This window comes from Fulverythrobacter fulvus (genome assembly GCF_037154085.1).
GTDB classification, from domain to species: Bacteria; Pseudomonadota; Alphaproteobacteria; order Sphingomonadales; family Sphingomonadaceae; genus Andeanibacterium; species Andeanibacterium fulvum.
This window is the reverse complement of the sequence record NZ_JBANRM010000004.1, coordinates 236726-261699: the sequence shown is the minus strand read 5'-3', so window position 1 is coordinate 261699 and position 24974 is coordinate 236726. Positions and strand designations below refer to the sequence as shown.

26 protein-coding genes and 1 tRNA gene are annotated in these 24974 nt (G+C 64.8%); 15 read left to right on the top strand and 12 right to left on the bottom strand.

Annotated elements, in window-relative coordinates; all coding sequences use genetic code 11:
• Positions 1-2 precede the first annotated feature (2 nt).
• The 8 genes from WFP36_RS13405 (at position 3) to WFP36_RS13370 (ending at position 7775) form a co-directional block, all read left to right on the top strand.
• Positions 3-1688, top strand: coding sequence for an alkaline phosphatase D family protein (locus WFP36_RS13405; RefSeq protein WP_336981087.1), 1686 nt, complete (start codon positions 3-5; stop codon positions 1686-1688).
• Between the two features lie 63 nt (positions 1689-1751).
• Positions 1752-2663: a LysR family transcriptional regulator gene (locus tag WFP36_RS13400; protein ID WP_336981085.1), complete on the top strand. Its 912-nt coding sequence runs from the start codon at positions 1752-1754 to the stop codon at positions 2661-2663.
• Between the two features lie 96 nt (positions 2664-2759).
• Positions 2760-3875: an FAD-dependent oxidoreductase gene (locus WFP36_RS13395; protein ID WP_336981083.1), complete on the top strand. Its 1116-nt coding sequence runs from the start codon at positions 2760-2762 to the stop codon at positions 3873-3875.
• Between the two features lie 13 nt (positions 3876-3888).
• Positions 3889-4791 carry a VOC family protein gene (locus WFP36_RS13390; RefSeq protein ID WP_336981081.1) on the top strand — a complete coding sequence of 301 codons (903 nt, stop codon included), beginning with the start codon at positions 3889-3891 and terminating at the stop codon, positions 4789-4791.
• A gap of 4 nt (positions 4792-4795) precedes the next feature.
• Positions 4796-5953 carry an alpha/beta hydrolase family protein gene (locus WFP36_RS13385; protein ID WP_336981079.1) on the top strand — a complete coding sequence of 386 codons (1158 nt, stop codon included), beginning with the start codon at positions 4796-4798 and terminating at the stop codon, positions 5951-5953.
• Between the two features lie 67 nt (positions 5954-6020).
• Positions 6021-6584 carry a cupin domain-containing protein gene (locus WFP36_RS13380; protein WP_336981078.1) on the top strand — a complete coding sequence of 188 codons (564 nt, stop codon included), beginning with the start codon at positions 6021-6023 and terminating at the stop codon, positions 6582-6584.
• Positions 6584-7555, top strand: coding sequence for a fumarylacetoacetate hydrolase family protein (locus WFP36_RS13375; protein WP_336981076.1), 972 nt, complete (start codon positions 6584-6586; stop codon positions 7553-7555). Before WFP36_RS13380 ends, WFP36_RS13375 begins: the two co-directional genes overlap by 1 nt.
• A gap of 146 nt (positions 7556-7701) precedes the next feature.
• Positions 7702-7775, top strand: a tRNA-Gly gene (locus WFP36_RS13370).
• Positions 7776-7806: 31 nt separating this feature from the next.
• Here the strand turns inward: WFP36_RS13370 and WFP36_RS13365 are convergent.
• From WFP36_RS13365 to WFP36_RS13355, 3 genes are all read right to left on the bottom strand, one after another.
• Positions 7807-8691, bottom strand: a complete 885-nt coding sequence (locus WFP36_RS13365; protein WP_336981075.1) for a DUF4238 domain-containing protein — start codon at positions 8689-8691, stop codon at positions 7807-7809.
• 172 nt (positions 8692-8863) lie between these two features.
• The gene (locus tag WFP36_RS13360; protein ID WP_336981073.1) at positions 8864-9166 is read right to left on the bottom strand and encodes a hypothetical protein; all 303 of its coding nucleotides are present in this window, start codon (positions 9164-9166) and stop codon (positions 8864-8866) included.
• A 59-nt stretch (positions 9167-9225) separates the two neighbouring features.
• Positions 9226-9585, bottom strand: a complete 360-nt coding sequence (locus WFP36_RS13355) for a hypothetical protein (protein ID WP_336981071.1) — start codon at positions 9583-9585, stop codon at positions 9226-9228.
• A 74-nt stretch (positions 9586-9659) separates the two neighbouring features.
• On the opposite strand from WFP36_RS13355, the gene WFP36_RS13350 reads away from it, so the two are divergent.
• The 3 genes from WFP36_RS13350 to WFP36_RS13340 all read left to right on the top strand — a co-directional run bounded on the left by WFP36_RS13350 (position 9660) and on the right by WFP36_RS13340 (position 11501).
• Complete coding sequence (locus WFP36_RS13350; RefSeq protein WP_336981069.1) at positions 9660-10220, top strand: hypothetical protein; 561 nt, start codon at positions 9660-9662, stop codon at positions 10218-10220.
• Positions 10221-10431: 211 nt separating this feature from the next.
• On the top strand, positions 10432-11052 hold the full coding sequence (locus tag WFP36_RS13345; protein ID WP_336981067.1) for a 6-phosphogluconolactonase: 621 nt from the start codon (positions 10432-10434) through the stop codon (positions 11050-11052).
• On the top strand, positions 11040-11501 hold the full coding sequence (locus WFP36_RS13340) for an NUDIX domain-containing protein (RefSeq protein ID WP_336981065.1): 462 nt from the start codon (positions 11040-11042) through the stop codon (positions 11499-11501). Before WFP36_RS13345 ends, WFP36_RS13340 begins: the two co-directional genes overlap by 13 nt.
• On the opposite strand, the gene dinB is transcribed toward WFP36_RS13340, so the two are convergent.
• Entirely contained in the window at positions 11498-12613 is a 1116-nt protein-coding gene (dinB, locus tag WFP36_RS13335) for a DNA polymerase IV (protein ID WP_336981064.1), read from the bottom strand. The genes WFP36_RS13340 and dinB overlap by 4 nt on opposite strands.
• A 142-nt stretch (positions 12614-12755) precedes the next feature.
• On the opposite strand from dinB, the gene WFP36_RS13330 reads away from it, so the two are divergent.
• Together WFP36_RS13330 and WFP36_RS13325 are read left to right on the top strand one after the other, a co-directional pair.
• Positions 12756-14015 (top strand): multidrug effflux MFS transporter, encoded by a 1260-nt coding sequence (locus tag WFP36_RS13330; protein WP_336981062.1) that lies wholly within the window; start codon positions 12756-12758, stop codon positions 14013-14015.
• 13 nt (positions 14016-14028) lie between these two features.
• Positions 14029-15501: a glycerol-3-phosphate dehydrogenase gene (locus tag WFP36_RS13325; protein WP_336981061.1), complete on the top strand. Its 1473-nt coding sequence runs from the start codon at positions 14029-14031 to the stop codon at positions 15499-15501.
• Positions 15502-15641: 140 nt separating this feature from the next.
• Here WFP36_RS13325 and WFP36_RS13320 read toward each other — a convergent pair whose 3' ends face one another.
• From WFP36_RS13320 to WFP36_RS13290, 7 genes are all read right to left on the bottom strand, one after another.
• Positions 15642-17261 carry an MFS transporter gene (locus WFP36_RS13320; RefSeq protein ID WP_336981059.1) on the bottom strand — a complete coding sequence of 540 codons (1620 nt, stop codon included), beginning with the start codon at positions 17259-17261 and terminating at the stop codon, positions 15642-15644.
• 67 nt (positions 17262-17328) lie between these two features.
• The gene (locus WFP36_RS13315) at positions 17329-18282 is read right to left on the bottom strand and encodes a phytoene/squalene synthase family protein (protein ID WP_336981058.1); all 954 of its coding nucleotides are present in this window, start codon (positions 18280-18282) and stop codon (positions 17329-17331) included.
• Positions 18283-18375: 93 nt separating this feature from the next.
• Positions 18376-18957 carry an LOG family protein gene (locus WFP36_RS13310; protein ID WP_336981215.1) on the bottom strand — a complete coding sequence of 194 codons (582 nt, stop codon included), beginning with the start codon at positions 18955-18957 and terminating at the stop codon, positions 18376-18378.
• Positions 18957-19373 (bottom strand): hypothetical protein, encoded by a 417-nt coding sequence (locus WFP36_RS13305; RefSeq protein WP_336981056.1) that lies wholly within the window; start codon positions 19371-19373, stop codon positions 18957-18959. Before WFP36_RS13305 ends, WFP36_RS13310 begins: the two co-directional genes overlap by 1 nt.
• Entirely contained in the window at positions 19370-20878 is a 1509-nt protein-coding gene (locus WFP36_RS13300; protein ID WP_336981055.1) for a phytoene desaturase, read from the bottom strand. Before WFP36_RS13300 ends, WFP36_RS13305 begins: the two co-directional genes overlap by 4 nt.
• Positions 20875-22077 carry a lycopene beta-cyclase CrtY gene (crtY, locus tag WFP36_RS13295; RefSeq protein ID WP_336981053.1) on the bottom strand — a complete coding sequence of 401 codons (1203 nt, stop codon included), beginning with the start codon at positions 22075-22077 and terminating at the stop codon, positions 20875-20877. The genes WFP36_RS13300 and crtY overlap by 4 nt, the downstream gene beginning before the upstream one ends.
• Positions 22078-22132: 55 nt before the next feature.
• Complete coding sequence (locus WFP36_RS13290) at positions 22133-22903, bottom strand: DUF2059 domain-containing protein (protein WP_336981051.1); 771 nt, start codon at positions 22901-22903, stop codon at positions 22133-22135.
• A 345-nt stretch (positions 22904-23248) separates the two neighbouring features.
• Here WFP36_RS13290 and WFP36_RS13285 point away from each other — a divergent pair, with 345 nt between their 5' ends.
• Positions 23249-23848, top strand: a complete 600-nt coding sequence (locus WFP36_RS13285) for a DUF2585 domain-containing protein (RefSeq protein ID WP_336981049.1) — start codon at positions 23249-23251, stop codon at positions 23846-23848.
• Between the two features lie 101 nt (positions 23849-23949).
• Positions 23950-24351, top strand: coding sequence for a hypothetical protein (locus WFP36_RS13280; protein ID WP_336981048.1), 402 nt, complete (start codon positions 23950-23952; stop codon positions 24349-24351).
• 172 nt (positions 24352-24523) lie between these two features.
• On the opposite strand, the gene WFP36_RS13275 is transcribed toward WFP36_RS13280, so the two are convergent.
• Positions 24524-24907: a DUF6152 family protein gene (locus tag WFP36_RS13275; protein WP_336981046.1), complete on the bottom strand. Its 384-nt coding sequence runs from the start codon at positions 24905-24907 to the stop codon at positions 24524-24526.
• Positions 24908-24974 lie beyond the last annotated feature (67 nt).

Sequence of the window (24974 nt, the reverse complement as noted above, 5' to 3'; positions counted from 1 at the left end):
CCATGGCCTTTGCCGCCCCCGTCACTCGCCGCACCACTCTTGCCGGTCTTGCCGGAACGACTTTCCTCGCCACTCTTCCCTGGCGTGCGGCGGCGCATGACCTGTCGGCCAATCCGGTGTTCCGTCACGGCGTGGCGAGCGGCGATCCCGATCGGACCAGCGTGGTGCTGTGGACCCGCGTGACGGCGGAAGGCACGCCGGAGGTGCGCTGGCAGCTGGCGAGCGACCTTGCCTTCGAAAAGATCGTGAAGCAGGGCACCGCCACAACCGGGCCGGAGCGTGACTATACGGTGAAGCTGCTGGCCGACGGGCTGGAGCCGGGTGCGGCCTATTATTACCGCTTCCAGCTTGGCGATGCGATTTCCCCCGTGGGCCGGGCCCGGACGCTTCCTGAAGGGCAGCTGGACCGGCTGGGCATCGCGCTTGCCTCCTGCTCCAATTACCCCTTCGGTTTCTTCAACGCCTATGATGCGATTGCGCGCGACGCGGACGTCGATTTCGTGCTGCACACGGGCGATTACATCTACGAATATGGGCAGGATAGCTGGGGCGACGATGTCGGCCGCACGATCGGCCGCCGCCATGAACCGGCGCATGAGATCGTCAGCCTGTCGGACTATCGGACCCGCCATGCCCAGTACAAGACGGATGCCGGTTCGCAGGTGATGCTGGCCGCGCACAGCCTGCTTGCCTGCTGGGACGATCACGAAAGCGCGAACAATCCCTGGACTGGTGGGGCACAGAACCACCAGCCGGACAAGGAAGGCGATTGGCAGGCCCGCCGCGCGGCCTCGATCCAGGCCTATTTTGAATGGATGCCCGTGCGCGAACCGGAATGGCTGGCGCAGAAGGGCCGCAGCCGGATGCAGTTCTGGCGCAGCTACAGCTTCGGCGATCTGGCCACCCTGTTCACGCTGGAAACCCGCCACACGGCCCGCGCCTTGCAGGTCGACTATCTCGATTACGCAGACAAGATCGCCAGCGCCGACGACGCCCGCCATCTGGTGAAGGACGTGATCGGTGCGCCGGGCCGCACCATGCTGGCGCCCGAGCTTGAGGCGGACCTTTCCGCTGCGCTCGAGCAATCCGTGGCAGGCGGACAGCCCTGGCGCCTGATCGGCAACCCGATGCCCATCGCGCGCACCAATGTGCCTGACGTGGTGGCGCTCGGCCTGATGGCGGAACCTGCCGCCGATGCCTCGCTGGAAGCGCGGGCGCTGGCGTGGAAGGGCAAGTGGAACCTGCCATTCTATCCCGACACCTGGGATGGCTACGAATGGGCGCGCGAGCGGCTCTACGATCTCAGCCGCAAGGCGGGCGCGGGCGATCTGGTCTTCCTTACGGGCGACAGTCACAGCTTCTGGGCCAACCAACTGGCCGATTCCTCTGGCCGCCCGGCGGGCGTCGAACTGGGCACGGCGGGCATTACCTCGCCCGGCGATTTCATGGCTAGCGGCTTCGGGCCGGAGCTTTCGGTGAAGTTCGACAAGGTCTTCGCGGATCACAATCCCGAGGTGGTTTGGACCGACAACATGCATCAGGGCTATGTCCGCCTCGAACTGACGCGCGCGGGCGGGCAGGCAAGCTTCGTGGCGGTCGATACGGTGCTCAAGCCCGATTACCGCACGCTGGTGGTCAATCGCTTCGCGCTGGCGCGCAAGGATGGCGCCGTGGTGTTGCAAGGCTGACCTGCACGGGTATCACGCGTATTTCTTGTTCCCATGGATTTCAATCCATGAAACGGATGGGAAATGCGTTTCAAGGGACTCGATCTCAACCTGCTGCTCGCCTTTCAGGTGTTGCTGGAAGAACGGAACGTCACGCGCGCGGCCCGGCGGCTGAATGTCAGCCAGCCGGCCATGAGCGCGGCGTTGTCCCGCCTACGGGACTATTTCCAGGATGAGCTGCTGGTCGTCCATGGCAGGCGGATGCATCCCACGCCGCATGCAGAAAGCCTTGCCGGGCCGATCAACCAGTTGCTGGGCGATGCGGAGGCGCTGATTACCGCCTCCGCGCGCTTCGATCCGGCCGCCACCCGGCGGGCCTTCCGCATTGTGGCTTCGGATTATATCACCAGCTCGGTCGTCGCCCCACTGGCCGCCCGGCTGGCGCAGGAGGCGCCGGGGATCAGGCTCGAGCTGATGCTGCCGGCCGAGGAAGCCGCGCAGCTGGTGATGGAAGGCAAAGCCGATCTGATCGTGACGCCCGAAGATTTTGCACAGCCGGGCCAGCCCTGCGAATTGCTGTGCGAGGAGCGGCAGGTGATCGTCGGCTGGGCGGATAATCCCGCCTTTGCGGGGCACTTCTCTCAGGCGGATTTCGGCAGGTTGGGGCATGTTGCGGTCCATGTCGGCAGCAATCGCGTGCCGTCCTTCGCTGATCGCCAGATCGAGCAGATGGGCTACGCTCGCAGGGTGGAGATCACCTGCGGCAGCTTCACCATGCTGCCCTGGCTGATCGAGGGGACCCAGCGGATCGCCATCGTGCATGAGAGGCTGGCCCGCCTGCTGGTGGCCCATTTCCCGCTGGCGATTGCCGAAATTCCGTTCCCCTTCCCGGTCATGCGCGAAGCGATGCAATTCCATCGGGCGCGGGAGATGGACGAAGGCCTGCGCTGGTTGCGTGGCGAATTGCGGCGCGAGGCCACGCAAATCCAAATATAAATCAATCTGATTGAATATGATAATATCAATCGCTTTTTCGGATTGAACTGTCTGCCCTACCTTCTCCCCAACGGAGAAGAATCGGGAAGGCATAGGATGCAGGATTTGTCGGTGCTGGTCATCGGCGGCGGGATTGGCGGGCTGACATCGGCCATTGCCCTTCGCCAGAGCGGTTTCGCCGTTACGGTGATCGAGAAGGACCCTAGCTGGTCCGTCTATGGCGTGGGGATCATCCAACAGGGCAATGTGCTGCGTGCCGTGGCTGAGCTTGGGCTGCTGGAAGGCTATGTCGCATCCGGCGTCGGCTTCGATGCAGTGGAAGTCTTTATGCCTGACGGTACGAGGATCGCCCGCGTTCCTTCGCCGCGCCTGCTGGAAAGCTATCCCGCCAATCTTGGCGTGGGGCGGCCCGCGCTGCACAAGCTGCTGGGCGATGCTGCTCTGGCGGCTGGGGCCGAGGTGCGGCTGGGTGTGACGGCCAGCGAAATTGCCAATGGCGCTGAAGGGGTGCGGGTAGAATTCTCGGATGGAAGCAGCGGCACCTACGATCTCGTGATCGGGGCGGACGGCGTCTATTCGCAGACCCGTGCGATGCTGTTCCCGGAGGCGGAAACGCCGCAATTCACCGGACAGGCGGTGTGGCGATACAATCTGCCCCGCACGCCGGGGCTGGACGCACTGCATGCCTATAATGGCCGGATCGGCGTGGGCCTTGTTCCCATCGGGCAGGATGTGATGTATCTCTATGCCACCACGCCCGAGCCGGGAAACCCGCGCTATCCGCGCGAGGGGCTGGCGGCGGCCATGCGATCCCGCCTTGAAGGCTGCGCTCCGGCGATCCGCGATCTGGCGGAACAGATCACTGACGATGATGGCGTTGTCTATCGCCCGCTGGAAGGCATGCTGGTGGAAGGGCCGTGGCACAAGGGCCGGGTGGTGCTGCTGGGCGACGCCGTCCACGCCACCACGCCGCATCTCGGGCAGGGCGCGGGCATGGCGATCGAGGACAGTCTGGTGCTGGCAGAGGAGCTTGCCCGCCATGCCACTGTCGAGGAAGCGCTGACGGCCTATCGCGCCCGCCGCTTCGATCGCTGCGCCTATATCGTGCGCGCCAGCCTGGCCATCTGCATGGGCCAGCTCGGCAAGGGCCCGCTGGTCGATAATGCCAAGGCGACCGCCGAGATGTTCCACTTCACCGCACAACCGATCTGAGAAAGGACAGGCCATGAGCCGTGTGACGGATATTCGCTATGTCGGCTACGGCGTGACCGGTTTCGATGCCGAGCGAGCCTTCTATGCCGCGAAATGGGGACTGGAAGAGGTCGCCTCGGCCGAGGGTATGGCGTGGTTCAAGGCCGCCGGAAGCAGTGAGCATCACGTGGTGCGCCTGCGCGCATCGGATGCCGATCATGTGGACGTGATCGCGCTCGCGGCTGCGGGGCCCGCCGATGTGGAGGAACTGCACCGCAAGGTCGCAGAAGCCGGCTGCCGCATCGTCCACGGTCCGCAGGCGCTGGAGGGGCCGGGCGGCGGTTATGGCTTCCGATTCTTCAGCCTGGATGGCCTGCCATTTGAAATCTCAAGTGGAGTTGAGGTCGGTTCAAGCCGCGAGGTTGAACGCTGGGAAGGCATTCCGCTGCGCATCAGCCATATCGTGCTCCATTCGCCCGATCATCAGGCGCTGGTGCGCTTCTTCACCGATGTGCTGGGCTTCCGCGTTTCGGACTGGCTGGGCGATTTCATGTGCTTCCTGCGCTGCAATTCCGCCCATCACCGGATCGCGATCCTGCCCGGGCCGCCCTGCCTGAACCACGTCGCCTACGACATGGCGGGTGTGGACGGGATGATGCGTGGCATCTCCCGCCTGAAGCAGCACGATATCGAAATCCGCTGGGGGCCGGGGCGGCACACGGCGGGGGACAATACGTTCAGCTATTTCGTCACGCCTGGCGGCTTCGCGGTGGAATATACGGCCGAACTGGAAGAGGTCGATTTCGAGACGCACCAGCCGCAGGTCCATGCCCCCGCACCGCGGATCATGGACCAGTGGGGCGTCGGCGTTGGCGGACCGCAGACCATGCCGCACGCCGCGCCCGACGCGCGCCTGTTTCAGCCGGCGGGAGTCTGAGCCAATGGCGCTGTTCGAATTCTTCCCGAACTATGTCTGGAACCTGTCGGTGGCCATGGCGCTGGAGAGCGGCGCGCAGATCGGCGAGATCATGGATATGTGCCTGCCCCTGCGCGATGCTGCCGATAGCGGTGCCGATGCGGGCACGCCGCAATTCATGGCGCAATGGGTCCGCGTGGCCGACAGGCTGATCGAGCTTGCCGACGAGGATGAGGCGAAGGGCCGTGGCTTTTCCGCGTCCGACAAGCTGGAACGCGCCGCGCTTTATCTGTTGGTGGCGGAACGGATGCAGGCGCAGGGCAGTGCGGGGCGGGAGGAGACCTATCTGCGTGCCCGCGCAGCCTTCGACCGCTCGACCGCGCTGGGTCGGATCAACCGCGAGAGAGTGGAAATCCCGCTCGCCCACGGCACCATGCCCGCGCTCTACACAAGGGCTCCCGGGCCGGGGCCGCATCCGGTGGTGGTCTATTGCAACGGCCTCGATAGCTGCAAGGAACTGCTCTACTGGTCGCGCCTGCCAGAGGCGCTGGCCCGGCGCGGCGTCTCCACCCTGTGCGTCGACCAGCCCGGCAGTGGCGAGGCGCTGCGTCTTCAGGGCCTGCCGGTCGATCCCCATAGCGAGAACTGGGCATCGCGCGCGGTGGACTGGCTGGAAACGCAGCCCGACGCCGATCCGCATCGCATCGCGATGACCGGCATAAGCCTTGGCGGCCATTTCGCCCCGCGCGCCGTGGCGTTCGAGCCGCGCTTTGCGGCAGGCGCCGTCTGGGGTGCGAACCACAATTGGGCCGAGGTGCAGCAGAAGCGCATCCGGCGCGAGGGCGAGAATCCCGTGCCGCATTACTGGGCGCATGTAATGTGGGCCTTCGGGGCGAAGGACATGGAGGAATTCCTCGCCCGCGCGGAGGAGATGCATCTGGAAGGCGTGATGGAGCGCATCCGGGTGCCCTTCCTCGTCACTCATGGCGAGAAAGACCGACAGATCTCGCTGGAATATGCCGATCGCAGCTATGCCCAACTGGTTAATGCCCCGCTGCGTGAACTCAAGATATTCACCGAGCGCGAGGGCGGGGTGGAGCATGTTGGGGCAGACAACATGTCCTACGCGCGCGATTATATCGCCGACTGGCTGGCCGGGCAGCTTGGCGGTCATACAGGGTGAACAGGGCGGCCTGAAAGAAGCGGCCACAAGAAGCGGCCCAAACGAAGTGGTTGCGGGAGAGAAGCAGATGATGAATACCCCTGTGCGCAGGATCGTGACCGGGCATGACGCCAAGGGGGCAGCGATCATTCAGGAAGACGGTGCGCCCGCGCGTATCCAGCGCATCGGCGGAGAACGGGGCCCGCTGTTCTACGAAATCTGGAACACGCAGGAGACGCCTGCCCGGATCGACCGGGCTTCGGGCGAACCGGTGGAGGAAGGCATTCGCCTTTCCCCGCCCACTGGCGGGACGCGTATCCGCGTGCTCGATATCCCGCCCGACGATGCCAGTTTCGATACGATGACCCCCGAGGAAGCGCGCGCGCATTTCGCCGAAGTGGGGGAGACGGACGTATCTTCTCACAGCGGCGCGGGCTCGCGCCATGCCTTCATGCACCGTACGGAAACGGTGGACTACGGCATCATGCTCGAAGGCGAACTGACCCTGATCGTCGATGAGGGCGAGACAGTGATCCGCCCCGGCGACATCGTGATCCAGCGTGGCACCAATCACGGCTGGGCCAATCGTTCAGGCAAGCCCTGCCGCATCGCCTTCGTGCTGATCGACGGCAAGTTCGAGGATGGGCTCTGATGCGCCTGGCCACGCGCGAGAACGGCACGCCGGATGGAGAGCTGGTGGTCGTCTCGGCTGACGGCACCCGCGCGCTTGCCGCCGGGCCGCGCTGGCCCAGCCTGCTTGCGGCTATCGGCCAGTGGCATGCGGCGGAGGGGGACCTGCGCAGCCTCGCCGCGCGCGTAGAGGCGGGCGAGGGGCGCTCGCTCGATCCGGCCAGCCTGCGGGCACCCCTGCCGCGTTCCTGGCAATGGCTCGACGGTTCCGCCTTCCAGGCCCATGCCGACCTGATGCAGGTCGCTTTCGGCACCGAGCGGATCGAGCATGACAAGCCGCTGATGTATCAGGGCCTGTCCGATCGCTTCTATGGCCCCTCGGCGCCGATACCCTTCCCTGACGAGGCGCTGGGCATCGATTTCGAAGGCGAGTTCGGCGTGATCGTGGATGCAGTGCCCATGGGCACCAGCGCGCGCGATGCGATGGACCACATCAAGCTGATCGTGCAGATCAATGACTGGTCGCTGCGTGCGCTGGCCGTGCCGGAAATGAAGACGGGGTTCGGCTGGATTCAGGCCAAGCCCGCTTGCTCCATGGCGCCCTTCGCCGTCACGCCCGATGCGCTTGGCGATGGCTGGAAGGACGGGCGCGTGTGCCTCGATCTCGCCATTGAGTGGAACGGCGAACCCTTTGGCCGGGCCAATGGCCGTGAAATGGGCTTCGGCTTCCATGAACTCGTCGCCCATGCCGCCGCCACGCGCGATCTTGTGGCGGGCACGATCATCGGATCGGGCACAGTGGCGAACGAAGCCTATGCCCAGGTCGGCTCAAGCTGCATTTCCGAACGCCGCGCCATCGAGATCATCGCCCACGGCGCGCCGCAGACCGGCTTCATGCATTTCGGCGACCGGGTGCGGATGGAGGCTCGCGATTCCGTGGGAGCTACGCCTTTCGGCGCGATGGATCAGGTGGCGTACAAGGCGGGAGGTTGAGCGAGCGCGGCGTCTCTGCGCTCAAAAGCGAAAGAGAGAGGTTGACGTTGCGCCGCTGGTCGTGGCACTCGCCCGCCATCTCACAGGGTCAGGCGATAACCGGGATGTGATACACACCGGCTCCGCCTCGCCAAGTGCTTGATAGTGCGGGTGTAGCTCAATGGTAGAGCAGCAGCTTCCCAAGCTGAATACGAGGGTTCGATTCCCTTCACCCGCTCCATCGCCAAAGGTGTTGGTGCGCGAGCGGGTTGTCATCGAGGGGCTTGGTGCCATTCGACCACGACATTGGGTGAGTTCGCGATAAAGAATTCTCGACACCCATGAAGCGTGCGGTGATTGATTTCTGCCACTCCTTCCGCGTTGAGTTGGTAGGTGCCGGCATCACCGTGACGGAAAAGAATGCATGTCGATGGTGAAATTGGTAGGGTGACTTCTATTGTTGGGTGACCAATTCCGAGCCGGTGCCCCGGCGGATTTTCGTAATCCCACCATGTCACCGGAGAGTCTGAAGTGATGAATTGGCCAGCGTCAGCGCTCGCTTGAAGAACTACCATTCCCATTCCGGTCATAGCTTTTGCTTCGATAAACATGTGGTTAGGAAGCCATTCGCCGAATTGAGCGGCCGTTTTCTTTCGCCAATCTTCTAGAGAAATGCTCGTGCTGTCGTTCGATGAACTTATCGATCGGAGACCTTTGGCGACCTCTCGCCGCTCATCCGGAGGCAACGCCTTTAGATGGCGATCCATATCATCGCCGACCTTCAGTACTTGGTCCATGAACCTTTGCCAGTGATCTCGCGCTTCAGGTGAGCGGCGATGTAAGCTCGCCACAAAGATCAACAATTCCGCGTGTTCGATTTCCGTCAGTTCGTCTCCATTCTCGAGTTTCGGCCTGATCCTTCCGAAAGCTGTTTCGCGAGCGTGAAGGAATTCGGTTTCAACGCGAACGTCACGTTCGCCGGCCTCTCCATAGATCGTATACAAATCGTCTTGAGAAAATACGCGCTTCACCGGCCGCCAATCGACGTATTTCCCGTCCGAGTTATAGCGGTGAATGATTCCGGGGCGGTTTGGGTCGCACCATGCCCGCGAGTAGACCTCGGGAATCCAATGCTGATTTCTATGCTCGTCAGCCATCAGCGAAGATTAATCGCTAAAACGCCCGGAATGCGAGGGGAAACCGCGGAGATTCATGAGAGACTATTGCGGATGATTCCCTTCACCCGCTCCATTCCCTTCACCGGCTGATCCATAGCCTCTGCTTGCAGGGCCGGGGCGGCTTGCCTTGCGGGGCCGCCCCGGGGGCTGCTCAGGGCGTCTGGCCGTAGACCAGATAGAGGATCACCAGCACCACCACTGTGACGATGCCCGTCGCGACGAGCGCAACCTCGCGCGGGCGCAGGCGGCTGAGATAGTGATCGCGGCAGAATTGCCGATATTTGCCCAGCACTGCGTGATTGGACGAAACCAGCGCGCAATCGAGCGAGGACGCTTCCCTGCGGAAATAGTGAATCAGGGCCTGCAGCTCCTCGCCATCGAGGTCGGGGTAGCGTTCGAGCAGGCGCTCGGCAGCCGCACGCCTTTCGGCGGCGGCGGGATTGTCGGAACTCATGTGTCATATCCTGTCCGGACGGGAAATCTGGCCGCAGCGGATGTGCGGCCGGTGGCCGGTCAGGCGAGGGGCGGTGCCCTGGGACTGAGAAGGAAAAGGGTCGTCTCGAAAAGCGGGGGGCCGCGTGTATCCGGGCGAGGTGCGAAGGGGCGGCTGGGCAATTGCGCGGCCAGCGGAGGGCTCTGCGTGACGCAGGCAGCGGGCAGCGGCGGCGCGGGCTGAGGCTGTGCCTGCCTGCGCTCTTCCGCCCGCGTGCTGCAGCCCACGGCGACATCGGCGGTCGATGCGCTGAAGGCGGAACCGCTGACGCGCTGCATGGGCTGGCCCGCAGGCAACACGGCATGCGCGGCCGCGATCAGCACCAGCAGGGTGCAAATCCAGCGCCACGCTCCGCGTTTCATGTCCATTGCCACGCTCATATCCATGCCTAGCTAGGCATTCGAGGCGCGATTGGCCAGTGCCGGGCGATGCACGCCATGCTAGGCTTGCCGTCATGCCCGCCTTTTTCTTCGCCTTGCTCGCCACTTTCCTCGCCGCCACCGGCGGGCGGGACCAGCGGGTGGTGAGCATGCTGGCGGGCAAGCTCGGTGCCAGCGGACCACTGCTGCTGGCCGGGTGGATTGCCAGCGTGGCGACGTCCGCCGCTGCGGCTTTTGCGGGGGCGGGCCTGGCGCAGCTCATGCCGCCGGAAGGCAAGGCAATGTTTGTGGCGTTGGCCCTGCTGCTGGGCGCGGGCGAGCTTGCCTGGCCGGTGCGTCTGCGCGACCCGGCGGAGCCGACGCGCTCCTTCGTGGCCATCGCGCTGGTGATCGCTTCGCGCCAGCTGACGGATGCGGCGCGTTTCCTGATCGTGGCCTTTGCCGCATCGGCCGGATCGCCGACGCTTGCGGGGCTGGGCGGGGCATTGGGCGGCGGCGCGGCACTGACGCTGGCATGGGCGCTGGGCGGCCAGATGGAGCGGCATGTGAACCTGCGTGCGGTCCGTCTTTCGATCGCCGCCGCCATGCTGCTGGCGGCCGTCTGGACGGGCCTTGCCGCGCGGGGAATCCTCTAGGTTGTCTTCCGATTTCGCGCCGGAACTTTCGCGCCGTCTCATGCGTTGCGGTCTTATCGAAAGGTGTCCTTCCGCAGCCTGCCCGCAGCCACCGAACCCCCGGCGCGTGGGATAACTGCTCGGCCTGGCCCTTTGGATCCTGGACAGCGGGGCCGCCGTGGCAATGCTGCGGCGGCCTTTCCGTAAGGCGAGCCTGTGATAGGGTTGGCCGATGACTCGGCCTCATATGATCCACGGCGCGGACGATCGCGCGATTGCTCACTGGCTCCACGACCAACTCTCGGCCGCGCTCGGACAGGCAGAAGGGGGTGTGGCTATTACCGTGCCCGGCGGATCGACCCCGTTCCCCATTCTCGAACAGCTTGCTGCCATGCCGCTCGATTGGGGGCGTGTCGCCGTGTGGCCGGGAGACGACCGGATCGTGCCGGAGGATCATCCGGCCAGCAATGTCGGCCGCATCCGTGCCTTGCTGGAGCCTGCCGGGGCGAAAGTGCTGGCGTTGACGCCCGAAAGCGCGCCGCCGCATTTCGCGCTGGCCTGGCTGGGCATGGGAGGGGACGGGCATATCGCCTCGCTCTTCCCCAATACCGATCCCAAGGTCGACGATCCGCGCAAGGTGCGCCGCCTGACGCCCGATCCCTTGCCGCCGGAGGCGCCGTTCGACCGGGTTAGCCTGACCATTCCCGCGCTGCTTGCCAGCGATGCAATCCTCTTTGTGATCCGGAGGGAAGACAAGCGCGCCCTATTCCTGGCAGCGCTGGACGGTAAGAACGACCTGCCCGTGGCGCGCCTGCTGGGGGCCGCGCGCCAGCCCGTCACATGCTTCACCTGATCCCCGCACCTCTGCACCGGGCCGGGCTGCGGCTGGCCCACGGCCTGCGCAAGGCGTGGTGGCGGCTGGCCAAGCCGCAATTGAGCGGCGTGAACGTCGCGCTGCTGAACGATGCGGGCGAAGTGCTGCTGGTGCGCCATGCCTATGGCTCGGGCAAATGGACCCTGCCGGGCGGCGGCCTCAAGCGCGGCGAAATGCCAGAGCCGGCAGTCCGGCGCGAAATCGCGGAGGAACTGGGCTGCAAGGCCGTGGGCTTGCTGGCACTGGGCGTGAACCGCAGGCTGCTCCATGGGGCACCCTGCGTCAGCCACATCTATTCCGCACGGCTGGAAGGTGAACTTCGCCCCGATGGGCGGGAGATCGCCGAGGCGCGCTTCTTTCCGCTCGATGCCTTGCCGGAAGGGCGGGTGGCGCTGGTGGATGCGGCGCTCGGGATGCTGACGGACTAGAGCAAAGACAATTGCGCCATGTCCTTATGCGGCGTGCTGCTTTCCTCGCCTTCCAGCGCTGACAGAGTGAGGCCCATCAGCCGGATCGGCAGGGGCAGGGGCAGCATTTCGTTCAACAGGGCATGGCCGAGCTTCGCGAATTCTTCCTTCCCGCTCACGAAATGGGTGAGCGAGCGGGCGCGGGTGACGATGCGGAAATCCGTAAAGCGCAGCTTCAGGGTGACAGTGCGTCCGCGCGCCTGAGCCTCCTCGATCCGGCTCCAGACGATATCGGCAATATGGTCCAGCGTTTCGTGCAGGGAATGACCGGACGAGATATCGTCCATGAAAGTGCGTTCCCCGCCCAAAGATTTGCGCGGACGATTTGCGCGCACCAGCCTGAGGTCGATCCCCCGCGCCGCGCGATAGAGGTAGTCGGCGAAGCTGCCGAAATGCTGCTTGAGGAAAGGCAGGTCCTTTTCGCGCAGATCGGCACCGGTCTCGATCCCAAGCTTCGTCATCTTTTCCGCCCCGCGCGGGCCCACGCCGTGGAAACGCCGCACCGGCAGCACGGCCACGAAAGCGGCGCCCTGGCCGGGGCGGATCACGCACAGGCCGTCTGGCTTGTTCTGGTCGCTGGCCAGCTTGGCGAGGAACTTGTTGTAGCTCACTCCGGCGCTGGCGGTGAGCTGGGTTTCCTTGCGGATACGCTGGCGGATCAGTTCAGCGATGCGGGTGGCAGAGCCGATGCCCTTGAGATCCTCCGTCACGTCGAGATAGGCCTCGTCGAGGCTCAGCGGTTCGACATGGGGCGTGTAGTCGCGGAAGATCGCGCGGATCTGCTGCGAGACCTCGCGATAGGTATCGAAGCGCGGCTTGCGGAAGATCAGCCCGGGGCAGAGCTGCTGGGCGCGCAGCGACGGCATGGCCGAGCGGACCCCGAACTTGCGCGCTTCATAGCTTGCGGCCGCCACGACACCGCGCCCGGTCGCGCCGCCAACCGCCACTGGCTTGCCGCGCAGATCGGGATCGTCGCGCTGTTCCACGCTGGCGAAGAAGGCATCCATGTCGACATGGATGATCTTCCTGAGGCCCAGTGCGGCCTCCCCATCGTCGTGTTCGTCGCGGTCCATGGCGTTGGCGGCAGGTTACCGCCGAACGATCCTCCCGTCACCCCGGCCGCGAAAGGTAGAGTGCGCCGAACGACAGGAAAATTGTTAGCACTTGCAACAATTCTCACTGGCCATGCCTTGTAAGAGCGGGCAATGGGCGCGCATGGCAACGGATTCCAACCTTTCCCCACCGCGCGTGCTGGGCAATACCGAGCTGGTGGTGCTGACCGCCATGCTGATGGCGCTGCACGCACTGGCGATCGACGGGATGCTGCCCGCAATTGACGAGATTGCCGGCGAATTCGGCATGCTCGATGCCAATAAGCGGCAATATATCGTCAGCCTGTTTCTGCTCTCCACGGGTGCCGGCACACTGATTCCCGGCCTTCTGGCGGACCGTTTCGGCCGCAAGAAGCTGCTGATGGTTTCGCTGCTGTGCTATGTCGTTTTCGGCGTCGCCTGCGCATTCGTGACCAGTTTCGACCAGATGCTGATCATGCGCATTATCCAGGGCTTCGGCTCGGCCGGCCTGATGGTGCTGCCCGGCGCGATCATTCGCGACCAGTTCGAAGGCGACAAGATGGCGCGCGTCTTCTCCATGATCTCGGCCGTGTTCATCACCGTGCCGGTGATCGCGCCTTCGCTGGGCCAGCTCGTGCTGGAAGTGGCGGGCTGGCGCTGGATCTTCGTGGGGCTGAGCGTCATGGGCGTGGTCATGGCGATCTGGGCGGGCATCCGCCTGCCCGAAACGCTGCACCCTGAATTCCGGCAGGAAATCCAGCCGAAGATCCTCGCCCGCAATCTCTATATCGCGGCCACGTCGCGCCAGGCGATCGGCTATGTGCTGGGCACCTCGCTGGTGATCGGCACCGTGTTCGGCTACGTCAATTCGGCTCAGCAGCTGGTGGGCGAGCATTTCGGCGCGGGCGACATGTTCCCCTATATCTTCGGCGGAACGGCGGCGACGATGGCAATTTCCAGCATCGTCAATTCGCGGATCGTGGAGCGTTTCGGCGCCCGCCGGGTGAGCCATGCGGGCTTGCTGGTATTCATCGTCATCAGCGCGCTGCAGGTGTGGGTCTCCCACTCGCCGCACAGCGCCTCGCTGCTGTGGTTCCTGCCGCTGATGGCCTGCAACCTGGCGCTGCTGGGCTTCCTGGGCGCCAATTTCGGCTCGATCGCGATGCAGCCCTTTGCCGAGATCGCCGGGGCGGCCAGTGCCATCCAGTCCTTCCTGCGCATGGTGCTTGCCGCGCTGATTGGCCTCGTCATCGGCCAGAACTATGACGGCACGGCCCGCCCGCTCGCCTGGGCGTTGCTGCTGGCGGGCGTTTTTGCGCTGCTGCTGGTGCTCTATAGCGAGAAGGGCCGCCTGTTCCGCCGCCTCCATCCGCGGCCGGGTCCGCCGGTGCATATCCACTGATGGGCCGCGCGGGATGACCGGGCCGTTCGACCTCATCGTCATAGGCGGCGGGGTCAACGGCGCGGGGATCGCTCGCGATGCACAGGGGAGAGGGGCGCAAGTCCTCCTGCTGGAGGCGCGGGACCTTGCCAGCGGCACATCCAGCGCCAGCACCAAGCTGGTCCATGGCGGGCTGCGCTATCTCGAATATTACGAATTCGCGCTGGTGCGAGAGGCGCTGAGGGAGCGGGAAGTGCTGTGGGGCATTGCCCCGCACATCATCCGCCCGATGCGCTTCGTATTGCCGTGGATGCCCCATCTGCGCTCGCGCTGGATGCTGCGGCTGGGGCTGCTGCTCTACGATCATATCGGCGGCAGGAAGCGCTTGCCCGCCGCCGACACGATCCGGCTGGGCCACCATCCCGCAGGCGCGGCGCTGGCCCCTTCGCTGCATTGGGGTTTCGAATATTCGGATGGCTGGGTGGACGATGCCCGGCTGGTCGTACTCAACGCGCTCGACGCGGCGGAGCGCGGGGCACAAATCCGTACCCGCACGCCCGCTACGGCGATCAGGCGGGAGGGTGAGCTATGGGCAGTGGAAACGCCCGCGGGAACATTCCACGGCCGCGCTCTGGTGAATGCTGCCGGGCCGGGGGCGGACGATGTGGCGCGGCTGACGGGGCAGGCGCCGCGCTTCTCGCTGCGACGGGTGCGAGGATCGCATATCGTGACGCGCCGCCTGTTCGACCATGATTACGCCTATATCTTCCAACTGCCCGATACGCGCATCTGCTTCGCCATTCCCTATGAGCGGGACTTTACCCTGATCGGAACGACTGACCGGGATCACACTGGACCGCTGGACCGGATCGAGGCGTCTGAAGACGAGATCGCCTATCTGTGCGAGGCGGCGAGCCGCTATTTCGCCAGGCGCGTGACTCCTGCCGATGTCGTGTGGACCTATTCCGGCGTGCGCGCTTTGGTGGACGACGGATCGGGCAGGCCGGAGGCGGCAACGCGCGGTTATCGCCTGCCGCTTTCCCCGCCGGAAGAGGGCGCGCCCTTGCTCGATGTGTTCGGCGGCAAGATCACTTCCTACCGCCACCTTTCGGAAGCGGCAGTGGACACGTTGGCGCGGCGCATCCCAGCCTTGTCTGGCCCCGGATGGACGGCAGGGGCGCCGCTACCCGGCGGGGATTTCCCGGTGGACGGGCAGGCGGCGCTGGCAGACGAGTTGAAGCGGCAGCACCCGTTCCTCTCGACAGTGGAGGCGACCCGCATCATTCGCGCCTATGGCACGCGGGCCGGGAGATGGCTGGGCAAGGCGAAAGCGTGGGGCGATCTCGGCCGCCATTTTGGCGCGGGGTTGAGCGAAGCCGAAGTCACTTATCTGCGCGAGGTCGAATGGGCGCGCACAGCAGAGGACGTGCTCTGGCGGCGCAGCAAGCTGGGCCTGCATATGAGCGAGGCCGAGCGGGCGAGCGTGGCGCAGTTCATGGGTTCCTAAATCCTCCCCCAACGGGGGAGGGGGACCATGCGAAGCATGGTGGAGGGGCACGTCCGGCAGGCGAAACGTCGCGATTATGGCAGGTGCCCCTCCACCACCCTGCGGGTGGTCCCCCTCCCCGTGTCGGGGAGGAGCTTGTCTTACCCCTCGTGATCGATCTTCCGCCGGAACGTCTCGGGCAGCCACAGCAGGCCGACCAGCAAGGTCAGCACCGCCACGCCCACCGGGTACCACAGCCCGGCATAGATATTCCCCGTCGCGGCCACGCAGGCAAAGGCGATGGTGGGCAGGAAGCCGCCGAACCAGCCATTGCCGATGTGGTAGGGCAGGCTCATCGCCGTATAGCGGATGCGGCTGGGGAACAGTTCCACCAGCAACGCGGCGATGGGGCCGTAGACCATGGTCACCAGCAGGACGAGCGCGGCAAGGATGGCGATCACCAGCGGTGTATTGGTGCGCGCGGGATCGGCCTGTGCGGGATAGCCCGCCTGCGCCACGGCAATGGTCAGCCGCTCGCCATAGCTTTCCATGTCGTCCGCCGGGATGGTAATCGCGCCGATAGTCGTCTCGCCGCTGCCGCTCGCGGCATTCTCATAGGGAATGCCCGCCTTGGCGAGCGTGGACTTGGCGATGTCGCAGGCGGTGGTGTTGAAATTGGTCTTGCCGATGGGGTCGAACTGCACCGAGCAGCTCGCCGGGTCCGCATGGACCACCACTGGCGCCTTGGCCTGTGCCTCGGCCAGCGCCGGATTGGCAGCGGCAGTGAGGGCGGAAAAGAGCGGGAAATAGGTCAGCGCCGCCAGCGCGCAGCCCGCCATGATGATCGGCTTGCGCCCGATGCGATCGCTCAGCCAGCCGAAGAATACGAAGAAGGGTGTGCCGATGGCCAGCGCGGCGGCGATCAGCACATTGGCGGTTGCCCCGTCTACCTTCAGGATCTTTTCCAGATAGAACAGCGCGTAGAACTGGCCCGTGTACCAGACCACCGCCTGCCCGGCGACGGCGCCCAGCAGCGCGATCAGCACGATGCGCAGGTTCTTCCAATTGCCGAATGCCTCGGTCAGCGGGGCCTTGGAGGTCGTGCCTTCGGCCTTCATTTTCTGGTAGACCGGGCTCTCGTTCAGTTGCAGCCTGATCCACAGCGAGACGACCAGCAGCAGGGCCGAGGCATAGAAGGGCAGGCGCCAGCCCCATTGGGCAAAGGCTTCCTCACCCAGTGCCTCGCGCGTGCCGATCACCACCAGCAGGCTGGAGAACAGGCCCAGCGTCGCGGTGGTCTGGATGAAGCTGGTATAGAAGCCGCGTTTCCCCTCTGGCGCATGTTCCGCCACATAGGTCGCCGCCCCGCCATATTGCCCGCCCAGCGCGAGGCCCTGCAGCAGGCGCAGGCCGACCAGCATCAGCGGCGCGGCCACGCCCACGCTGGCATAGGAGGGCAGCAGGCCCACGGCGAAAGTGGATGCGCCCATGATGCCCATGGTGACGAGGAAGGTGTTCTTGCGCCCCACAAGATCGCCCACCCGCCCGAATACCAGCGCGCCGAAGGGCCGCACGGCAAAGCCCGCCGCAAAGGCGGCGAGGGCGAGGATGAAGGCAGTGGTTTCATTGACGCCGGAAAAGAACTGGGCCGAGATGATCGTGGCGAGCAGGCCGTAGAGGTAGAAATCGTACCATTCGAACACCGTGCCGAGCGACGATGCCGCGATCACTTTCCATTCGGTCTTGTGGACCTGCGCCTGTTCGGCACCGGGTTCGCCCATGTTTCTCTCCCCTCTATGTTTTGCGGGAGACTGCCTGCACCTGCGCGGGGAGGCAAGCGGGCTTAAGTCAGCCCGGCGCGCGGGCCATTGCGGCAAGCTGGCGGCGGTTCCATTTGGGTAGGGCGTCCATTCGGGGCGGGGGCAGCAGCGCGGCGGCCAGCCCCTTGGCCACGAAGCCCAGCTTGGCGCGGCCGGATGTGTGGACCCGCTCGTCCCACGCGGCTTCGCCCCGGCGGCCGACTTCGGTTGCGATCGCGCCATAGATACCGGCGGCGGAAAGGATCGCCCAGCGCTGGCGGAAGCCCAGTTGCGCAGCGCCGATGCGCGATGCCTGTTCGTGTTCCTGAGACAAGGCCACCAGCCGCGCGGCCAGTTCGGCCAGGGCAGGTCGGTGCCGGGGCGCCATGATCTCATTTTCGGGAATGTTCTTTTCTGCCAGCCATTCGGCAGGCAAGTAACAGCGCCCGGCTTCGGCATCCTCGGCAATGTCGCGCGCGATATTGGCCAGCTGGAAGGCCAGGCCAAGGTCGCAGGCGCGGTCCAGCACATCCTCGCGCCGGGCGGGCACGCCCATCACCACTGCCATCATGACGCCCACCGCGCCTGCCACGTGGAAGCAATAGCGCATCAGGTCGCCTTCGCTTTGCGGGCGCCAGCCGTCGGCATCGAGCGCAAAGCCTGCGATCACATCTTCCGCCATGGCAGGCGTGATGCCGCATTCATGGGCGACGAGGCCGAAGGCGTCGAAGCAGGGATCGCCTGTGGGCTGCCCGGCAAAGGCCTTTGCGGTCAGGTCGCGGATTTCCGCCAGCCGGTCATGCGCGCCGGCCTGATCGCCCAGAGTGCCGCCCATGTCCTGCGCATCGGCCAGATCGTCGCAGCGACGGCACCAGGCATAGAGCAGCCATACGCGCTCACGCGTGGTGCGGCCGAACAGCGTGCTCGCGGCGGCGAAGCTTTTCGATCCCTCGCGGATCGTATCCCGCGCCTGGGCGACGAGGGTCGGGCGATCAAACGTCATTGCGAGGAGCGGAGCGACGAAGCAATCCAGTGCCGCCTGTAACTGCCCTGGATTGCCGCGGGGCCTTCGGCCCCTCGCAATGACGAAAAGAACTCACAAATCGTCCGCCTTCATCGCGAAGATCGGGCGGTGCGGTTCATAGGCGGCCATGGCGTCCAGCAGATCGGGCAGGGTCTCGCGCGCGATCAGAATGCCCTGATGGGCCGGGCGGACGAAGCCGGTTTCGGCCATGTGGCGGTTGAAGGCGATCAGGTGATCGTAATAGCCGAAGGCGTTGAGCAGCCCCACCGGCTTGGTGTGATAGCCCAGCTGCGCCCAGCTGACCGCTTCCCACAATTCGTCCATCGTGCCGACGCCGCCGGGAATGGTGACGAAGCCATCCGACAGGTCAGTGAAGGCCTTCTTGCGTTCATGCATGCCGGAAACGATGTGCAGCTCGGTGCAGTCGGTATTGGCGATTTCGCTGCTGGAAAGCGCATCGGGGATCACGCCGATCACTTCGCCCCCGGCCTCCAAAGCGCCGCTGGCCACTGCCCCCATCAGGCCCAGCCTGCCGCCGCCATAGACCACGCCGATACCGCGCGCGGCAAGGCCTGCGCCCACTTCATGCGCGAGCTGCAGATAGCGGGGATCGGCGGGCGAAGCAGACCCGCAATAGACGGCAAGGCGGCGGATCATTCGGGCGCCGCTTCCGCCTGCGCACCTTCGGGAGCGGGGATTTCGCGGCCGCACAGGGCCTTGAAATAGATTGCTTCGGAACTGCCGTAATTCACCGGGCGGAATTCCGCACCGGGCGTGGAACTGGAGGTCGCCACAACATCGCCCTGCAGCAGCCGGATGCCGCGGATCTTGGCGGCCTGCCCCTTGCAGTCCACTGCCACATCCGTCTGCATCACACCGTTGGGCAGTTCCTTGCGGAAAGTGCCCAGCGTGACTTCCGTTACCCCATCCTGCGCTTTGGCCACGCTCTGCGTGTCGATTTCCACGGCGATGTCGCCGGCCAGCCGCTCCACCTCTTCCCAGTTGGCGGCGGAAAGGCCCGCGGGAACGGCCAGCAGGGCAATCGCACAAAGGGCGGAAAGCGGTTTCATTCCTTCATGTCCTCCAGCATCAGCTTGGCAGTCGCCTTGGCGCTGCCGACCACGCCGGGAATGCCGGCGCCGGGATGAGTCCCCGCTCCTACCAGATACATGTTGCGGATCACATCGTCGCGATTGTGGCCGCGGAACCATGCGCTCTGCGTCAGGATCGGCTCAAGGCTGAAGGCGCTGCCGACATGGGCGTTGAGATCCAGCGCGAAATCGCGCGGGGCGTAATGGAACTTGGTGACGATCCGGTCATGCAGATCGGGGATCAGCCGCCGGGCGACTTCATCGAGGATGCGCTTTTCCAGCACGGGGCCGACCTGTTCCCAGTCGATTGGCAGCTTGCCCATATTGGCCACCGGCACCAGCGCATAGAAGGTGCTCTTGCCTTCCGGCGCCATCGATGGATCGGTCACGGTGGGGTGATGGAGATAGATCGAGAAATCGACGGGCAGCACGCCATGCTCGTAAATATCGTCCAGCAGGCCCTTATAGCGCGGGCCGAACAGGATCATGTGGTGCGGGATGCCGGGCCAGGTGCCCTCGATCCCGAAATGGACCACGAACAGGCTGGGCGAAAAGCGCTTCTTCGCCAGCGATTTGGCTTCGTCCGCCCCGCGCTTGGTGCCGCCCAGAAGATCGCGATAAGTGTGCATGATGTCGGCATTGCTGGCGACGGCGTGGAAGCGTTCCTTCCAGCCGCTGACGGTTTCCACCTCAGTGGCGGTCGTCCCCACGGTGTGGATCGCCTTGACCGGATCGTGCAGGCGGATCGTGCCGCCCAGCCGCTCGAAATGGCGGACCATGGCTGCGATCAGCCGGTTGGTGCCGCCGCGCGCCCACCACACGCCGCCATCCTTTTCCAGCTTGTGGATCAGGGCATAGATGCTGCTGGTGGTCATCGGGTTGCCGCCCACCAGCAAGGTGTGGAAGCTGAACGCCTCGCGCAGTTTCTCCGACTGGATATATTTGGAGACGATCGAATAGACCGAGCGCCATGCCTGGTACTTGGCCAGCGCCGGGGCTGCCTTGAGCATGGAGGCGAAGTCCAGGAAGGGCACGTGGCCCAGCTTCACATAGCCTTCGTGCCAGACGCCTTCGGAATAGCGCAGGAAATCCTCATAGCCGGTGATATCGGCGGGGGAGATGCGGGCGATTTCGGCCTGCAGCGCGGTCTCGTCATTCGAATAGTCGAAATTCGTCCCGTCGGGCCAGTTGAGCCGGTAGAACGGCATGACCGGCATCAGCTCGATATCGTCGTCCATCTCATGCCCGGTCAGCGCCCACAGCTCGCGCAGGCACATCGGGTCCGTGATGACAGTGGGCCCGGCATCGAAAGTGAAGCCGTCGCGCTCCCAGAAATAGGCGCGCCCGCCCGGCTTGTCGCGCGCTTCCACCACGGTGGTGGCAACGCCTGCCGATTGCAGGCGGATCGCCAGTGCCAGCCCGCCAAAGCCGGCGCCGATGACGCAGGCCTTCTTTCCGGGATAGGGAGCCAGGTCGGGGGTCATGCGGCCTCCTGCCCGTTCATTGGTGTGCCTTTCTGCAGCAATGCGCCCAGCGCGCGGGTAAGGGGAACCGGCGGCTTGCCCATGAGGATGCGCGCCTTGTCGAGCTGTGTCGAGCGCCCGGCATAAAATCTCTCTATCAGCCCCTGCTGGAGGCCATAGAACCGCTCGAATATGCGCCAGCGCTGGGTCGGGTCGGCGGCGCCGAACAGCATCTTGCCCAGCAGGCGATAGAAGCCGGTATCGCGCCAGTGATGGCGCGCGCGGGCTTCAAGCATGGCGGCCATCTGGTCTGCCGGAAGATCGGCATCGCGAGCGATGGCCAGCGCCGTCTCTACCGCGAAGGGCACGGTGTAGGATGTCAGCGGATGGGAAAAGCCCGCCAGCGCACCTGCGCGGCCGACACCGCCGATCCGCCGTTCCGCCTGATAGGCGCCGAAGTTCCCGCCCGTGATCACCGGCAGAACCCCCGTTTCGGAGCCGAGTAGATCGCCCTCCCACCCATGGCGGGCGCAATAGGCGTCGATCCGGCCGGACAGCAGGCTGCGATCGAGCAGCGGGCTATCCGCGTAATAGGTATCTTCGATGAACAGCTCTTGGCTGGAGAGAGGCAGGACATAGACGAAGCGGTATGCGCCCTGATCGGCAATGCCCACCTGTTCGATGGTGCTGTCCATGATGATCGGGCGTTCTACCCCATGCGGAGCACGGGTGCGCATGTGGCGGCCAAGGAATATTTGCCAGCCGCCGGTGAGGTGCGCCGATCTGGGCTGGCCCCGGCAATCGATCACGGCCCGCGCGCCGATCCTCTCGCCATTGTCCAGGATCACGCCCGCCGCATCCAGCGTCACCACTTCGCGGCCTATGCGGATTGCGCCATCGGGCAGCATGCGGCGCAGCCCGGCGTCGAATTCCGCCGAGGCAAGCGAGCGATAGGGCGAGGACAGCGTGCGGACACGGCCGGGAAAGGCCACGTCATAGCCATTGTCCCATTCGACCTTGCGGAAAGGGTGGAGCAGGGCGGCGCCTTCGGGCGAAAGGTCGCTTTCGAACCAGCTCCAGCGATGATTGCCGCCCAGCACCTGCTGCGCTTCCACCACCACTACCGATACTTCGGGCCGACTGCGTGCCAGCGCCGCGGCGATCAAGCCCCCGGCCAGCCCGCCGCCCACAATGGCAATATCGAATTGGCGCCCGTTCATGGGCATGGCTTTAGCCGATGAGGCGGCTCGCGCAATGCCCGGGGGCTGCCTGTCGTTACTCGTCAGGCAAATCGTCGGAGAACGGCGCGAAAGTGTCATCCAGCGCGGCGTCCATGCGCGCTTCTTCCTCCGGCGTCATGGCTTCGTTTTCCATTGCGGCACGCACGGCGTTGATCCGCGGCTGAAGCGCATTCATCTTGGCCAGTGCCGGATTCTGGGCGAAGACGGTCTCCACTTCCTGGCGCTCTTCAGGCGTCAGCGTAAGATAGGCCTTCACACTGGCGGACCTGATGTCTCGCGCGACGGCTTCCGTGTCTACCTGTTGGTCGAAATCGCCGCCCATGCCGCGCATGGTTTCCTCGCCGGTGAAACTGCCGCTCACCCCTGCCAGCAGCTTCTGCCCCACTTCCGAGCGATAGAAGGCGGCCAGATCGCGCGCTTCGGCGGCGGTCAGGCCGCCCTGCAATACCGCGATCATTTCCGGAAGATAGGCAACGCGCACACGTTCGGAATAATCCATCAGCACGGGCCGGACATTGCCGCGCAGATTGTTCATCAATTGCGGCTCTTCCTCTTCCAGCAGGGCGAATTCGGGTGCCTGCCGCCTGATCTCGGCGATCATCGTATCGAGGATGTTCTCGATCATCACCGTATCGTCCACCCCTTCGCGCATGGCGGCGTAAAGGTCTTCATAGGCACTGGTCTGAGCCGCCTGCACCAGCCTCGCCTCTTCTTCGGCGGCAGCCGGCGCGGGGCCGAGAAGCATCGCGAATGCGACGGGGGCGGACAGGCGGGCAAGGAAATGCATGGCGCGGCGAGTGATCATTCCGCGATGATTAGGTCGTAAACTCATAAATGCCAGTCACGAGGCATCCAAATGGCGAACATATCGGGCCGAAAGGCGCGCCGCGACGGCTTGCTGCCATCGCAAGCGCCTTTCGGTTCGAGATGGAAGCCATTTGGATGTCCCGCAGGGATTTGACCAAAATGGCCCAGCGCAGCGTCGGAGAGGCTGGAAATATCGACATATTCCTGCGCCTCTCCTCCTCGCGCCGAGCCATTTTGCCTCAAACCTCGTGACTGGCATTTATGAGTTTACGACCTAGGGCGATGAGGAAAAACACAATTGCGCATGCTTGCGGATGGGAAGCTTCGCGTGCAGTCAGCAGGCATGGCACTCAACACGGCATCGCTCCTCCCCCATCGCCGCGCCCTGTTCGCCACGCTGGCGGTGATGGCGCTGGTGCTTGCGATCCTGCTGGCGATGCACCGTCCGCCCATGTGCGAGTGCGGCACGATCAAGCTGTGGCACGGGGTCGTGCAGTCATCCGAGAACAGCCAGCACATCGCGGACTGGTATTCGCCCAGCCACCTGATCCACGGGTTGTTGTTCTACTTCTTCGCCCACATCCTCTGGCGACGTTTTCGCCTGTTCGGGGGCCTTCCTGCGCGCTGGGCACTGCCGATCGCCGTGGCGTTCGAGGGGTTCTGGGAAGTGCTGGAGAACACCCCCTTCATCATCGACCGCTACCGCGAAGTAACGGTCAGCTGGGGCTATGTCGGGGACAGTATCGTCAATTCCATGTCCGATATCGGCTGGATGATCGTGGGCTTCCTGCTTGCCAGCCGCCTGCCGGTATGGGCCAGCGTGCTGCTGGGCGTGGCGCTGGAACTGTTCACCCTGGCGATGATCCGCGACAATCTGACGCTCAACGTGCTGATGCTGCTCTGGCCCATGGACGCCGTGGTCCAGTGGCAGGCCGCAGGCTAACTTGCGATAGCAGAAAACCGCGTAAAACCTGCGCTGGACAGGGCAGCGGCTCGGCCTTACTCACTTGCACAAACACTCCCCCGAAGCGGAGGTGACCGAGGATGCCGAATAATTTCGACCCTACTGCGTGGAGCGCCGCGCTGCTGGGCCTGTTTGCCGTTTTTGCCGCCGTGGGCGCCCTGCGTCAGCCGGGCATGTGGCGTGCCATGGTGGACGAGATCGACAAATCGCCCGCGCTGCAATTGCTGAGCGCGGCGGTGGAACTGACCTTCGGCGCGGCGATCTATCTCGTGAACCCTTGGGATTCGGGCGACATCGTCACCTGCGTGATGAAGGGCATCGGCGGGCTGATGATGATCGAGGCGCTGGCCGTGGCCGGCTTTTCCGATCTCTATTTCCACCTCTGGCTCAAGAACCTCGCCGCCATGCATCGCGTATGGGCGGTAGTGACGCTGCTGGCCGGGCTGACCCTGGCGGTTTCGGGCTTCATGCGCTTTACCTGAGGGGCGCTCCAGGTCGTCATCCCGGCGAAAGCCGGGATCGCTGGCGGCTAGATGATCGGTTCGAAGAGATGCCCCCAAACGGGAGGCGCTTTCGATCAACCCGATCTTCCACGCGCGGGGCCGCACACCCAATCGATCGCGATCCCGGCTTTCGCCGGGATGACGAACTTACCTACGGCCTCAGCGTCTTCTCCCGCTGCGGATAGACGTCATAGGTCTTGCCGCGCACGGTGATCGTCTCGCCCTTGAAGGCGCGCAGTTTGCTGTCACGGGCGCGATGGCCGGTGATGGTGGCCTTCTCGCCCGCCTTCGCCGCATCCGGGCCGAAGCCGGAGCCCTGCGCCACGATGGGCGGGGAAAGGTCCACTTCCCACAGTCCTTCATCGGTGCGCAATTGCAGGTGCATGTGCGGATTGCCGAAGCTGATCGAATGGATCGTGCCGGACAGGCGGCTTTCCTTCTCTTCCGTCCAGCCCCAGCCGTGATGGGCCATGGCAGAGGCAGGCAGGGCCAGCGCGGCGGCCGCGGCGAGCAGGCGGCTTGCGGAAACGCTCATGGCGTATCTCCTTTTCACTTCTCCCGTGAAACGAAAGATAACACGCCTTCCGGCCGGCTACGAGGGC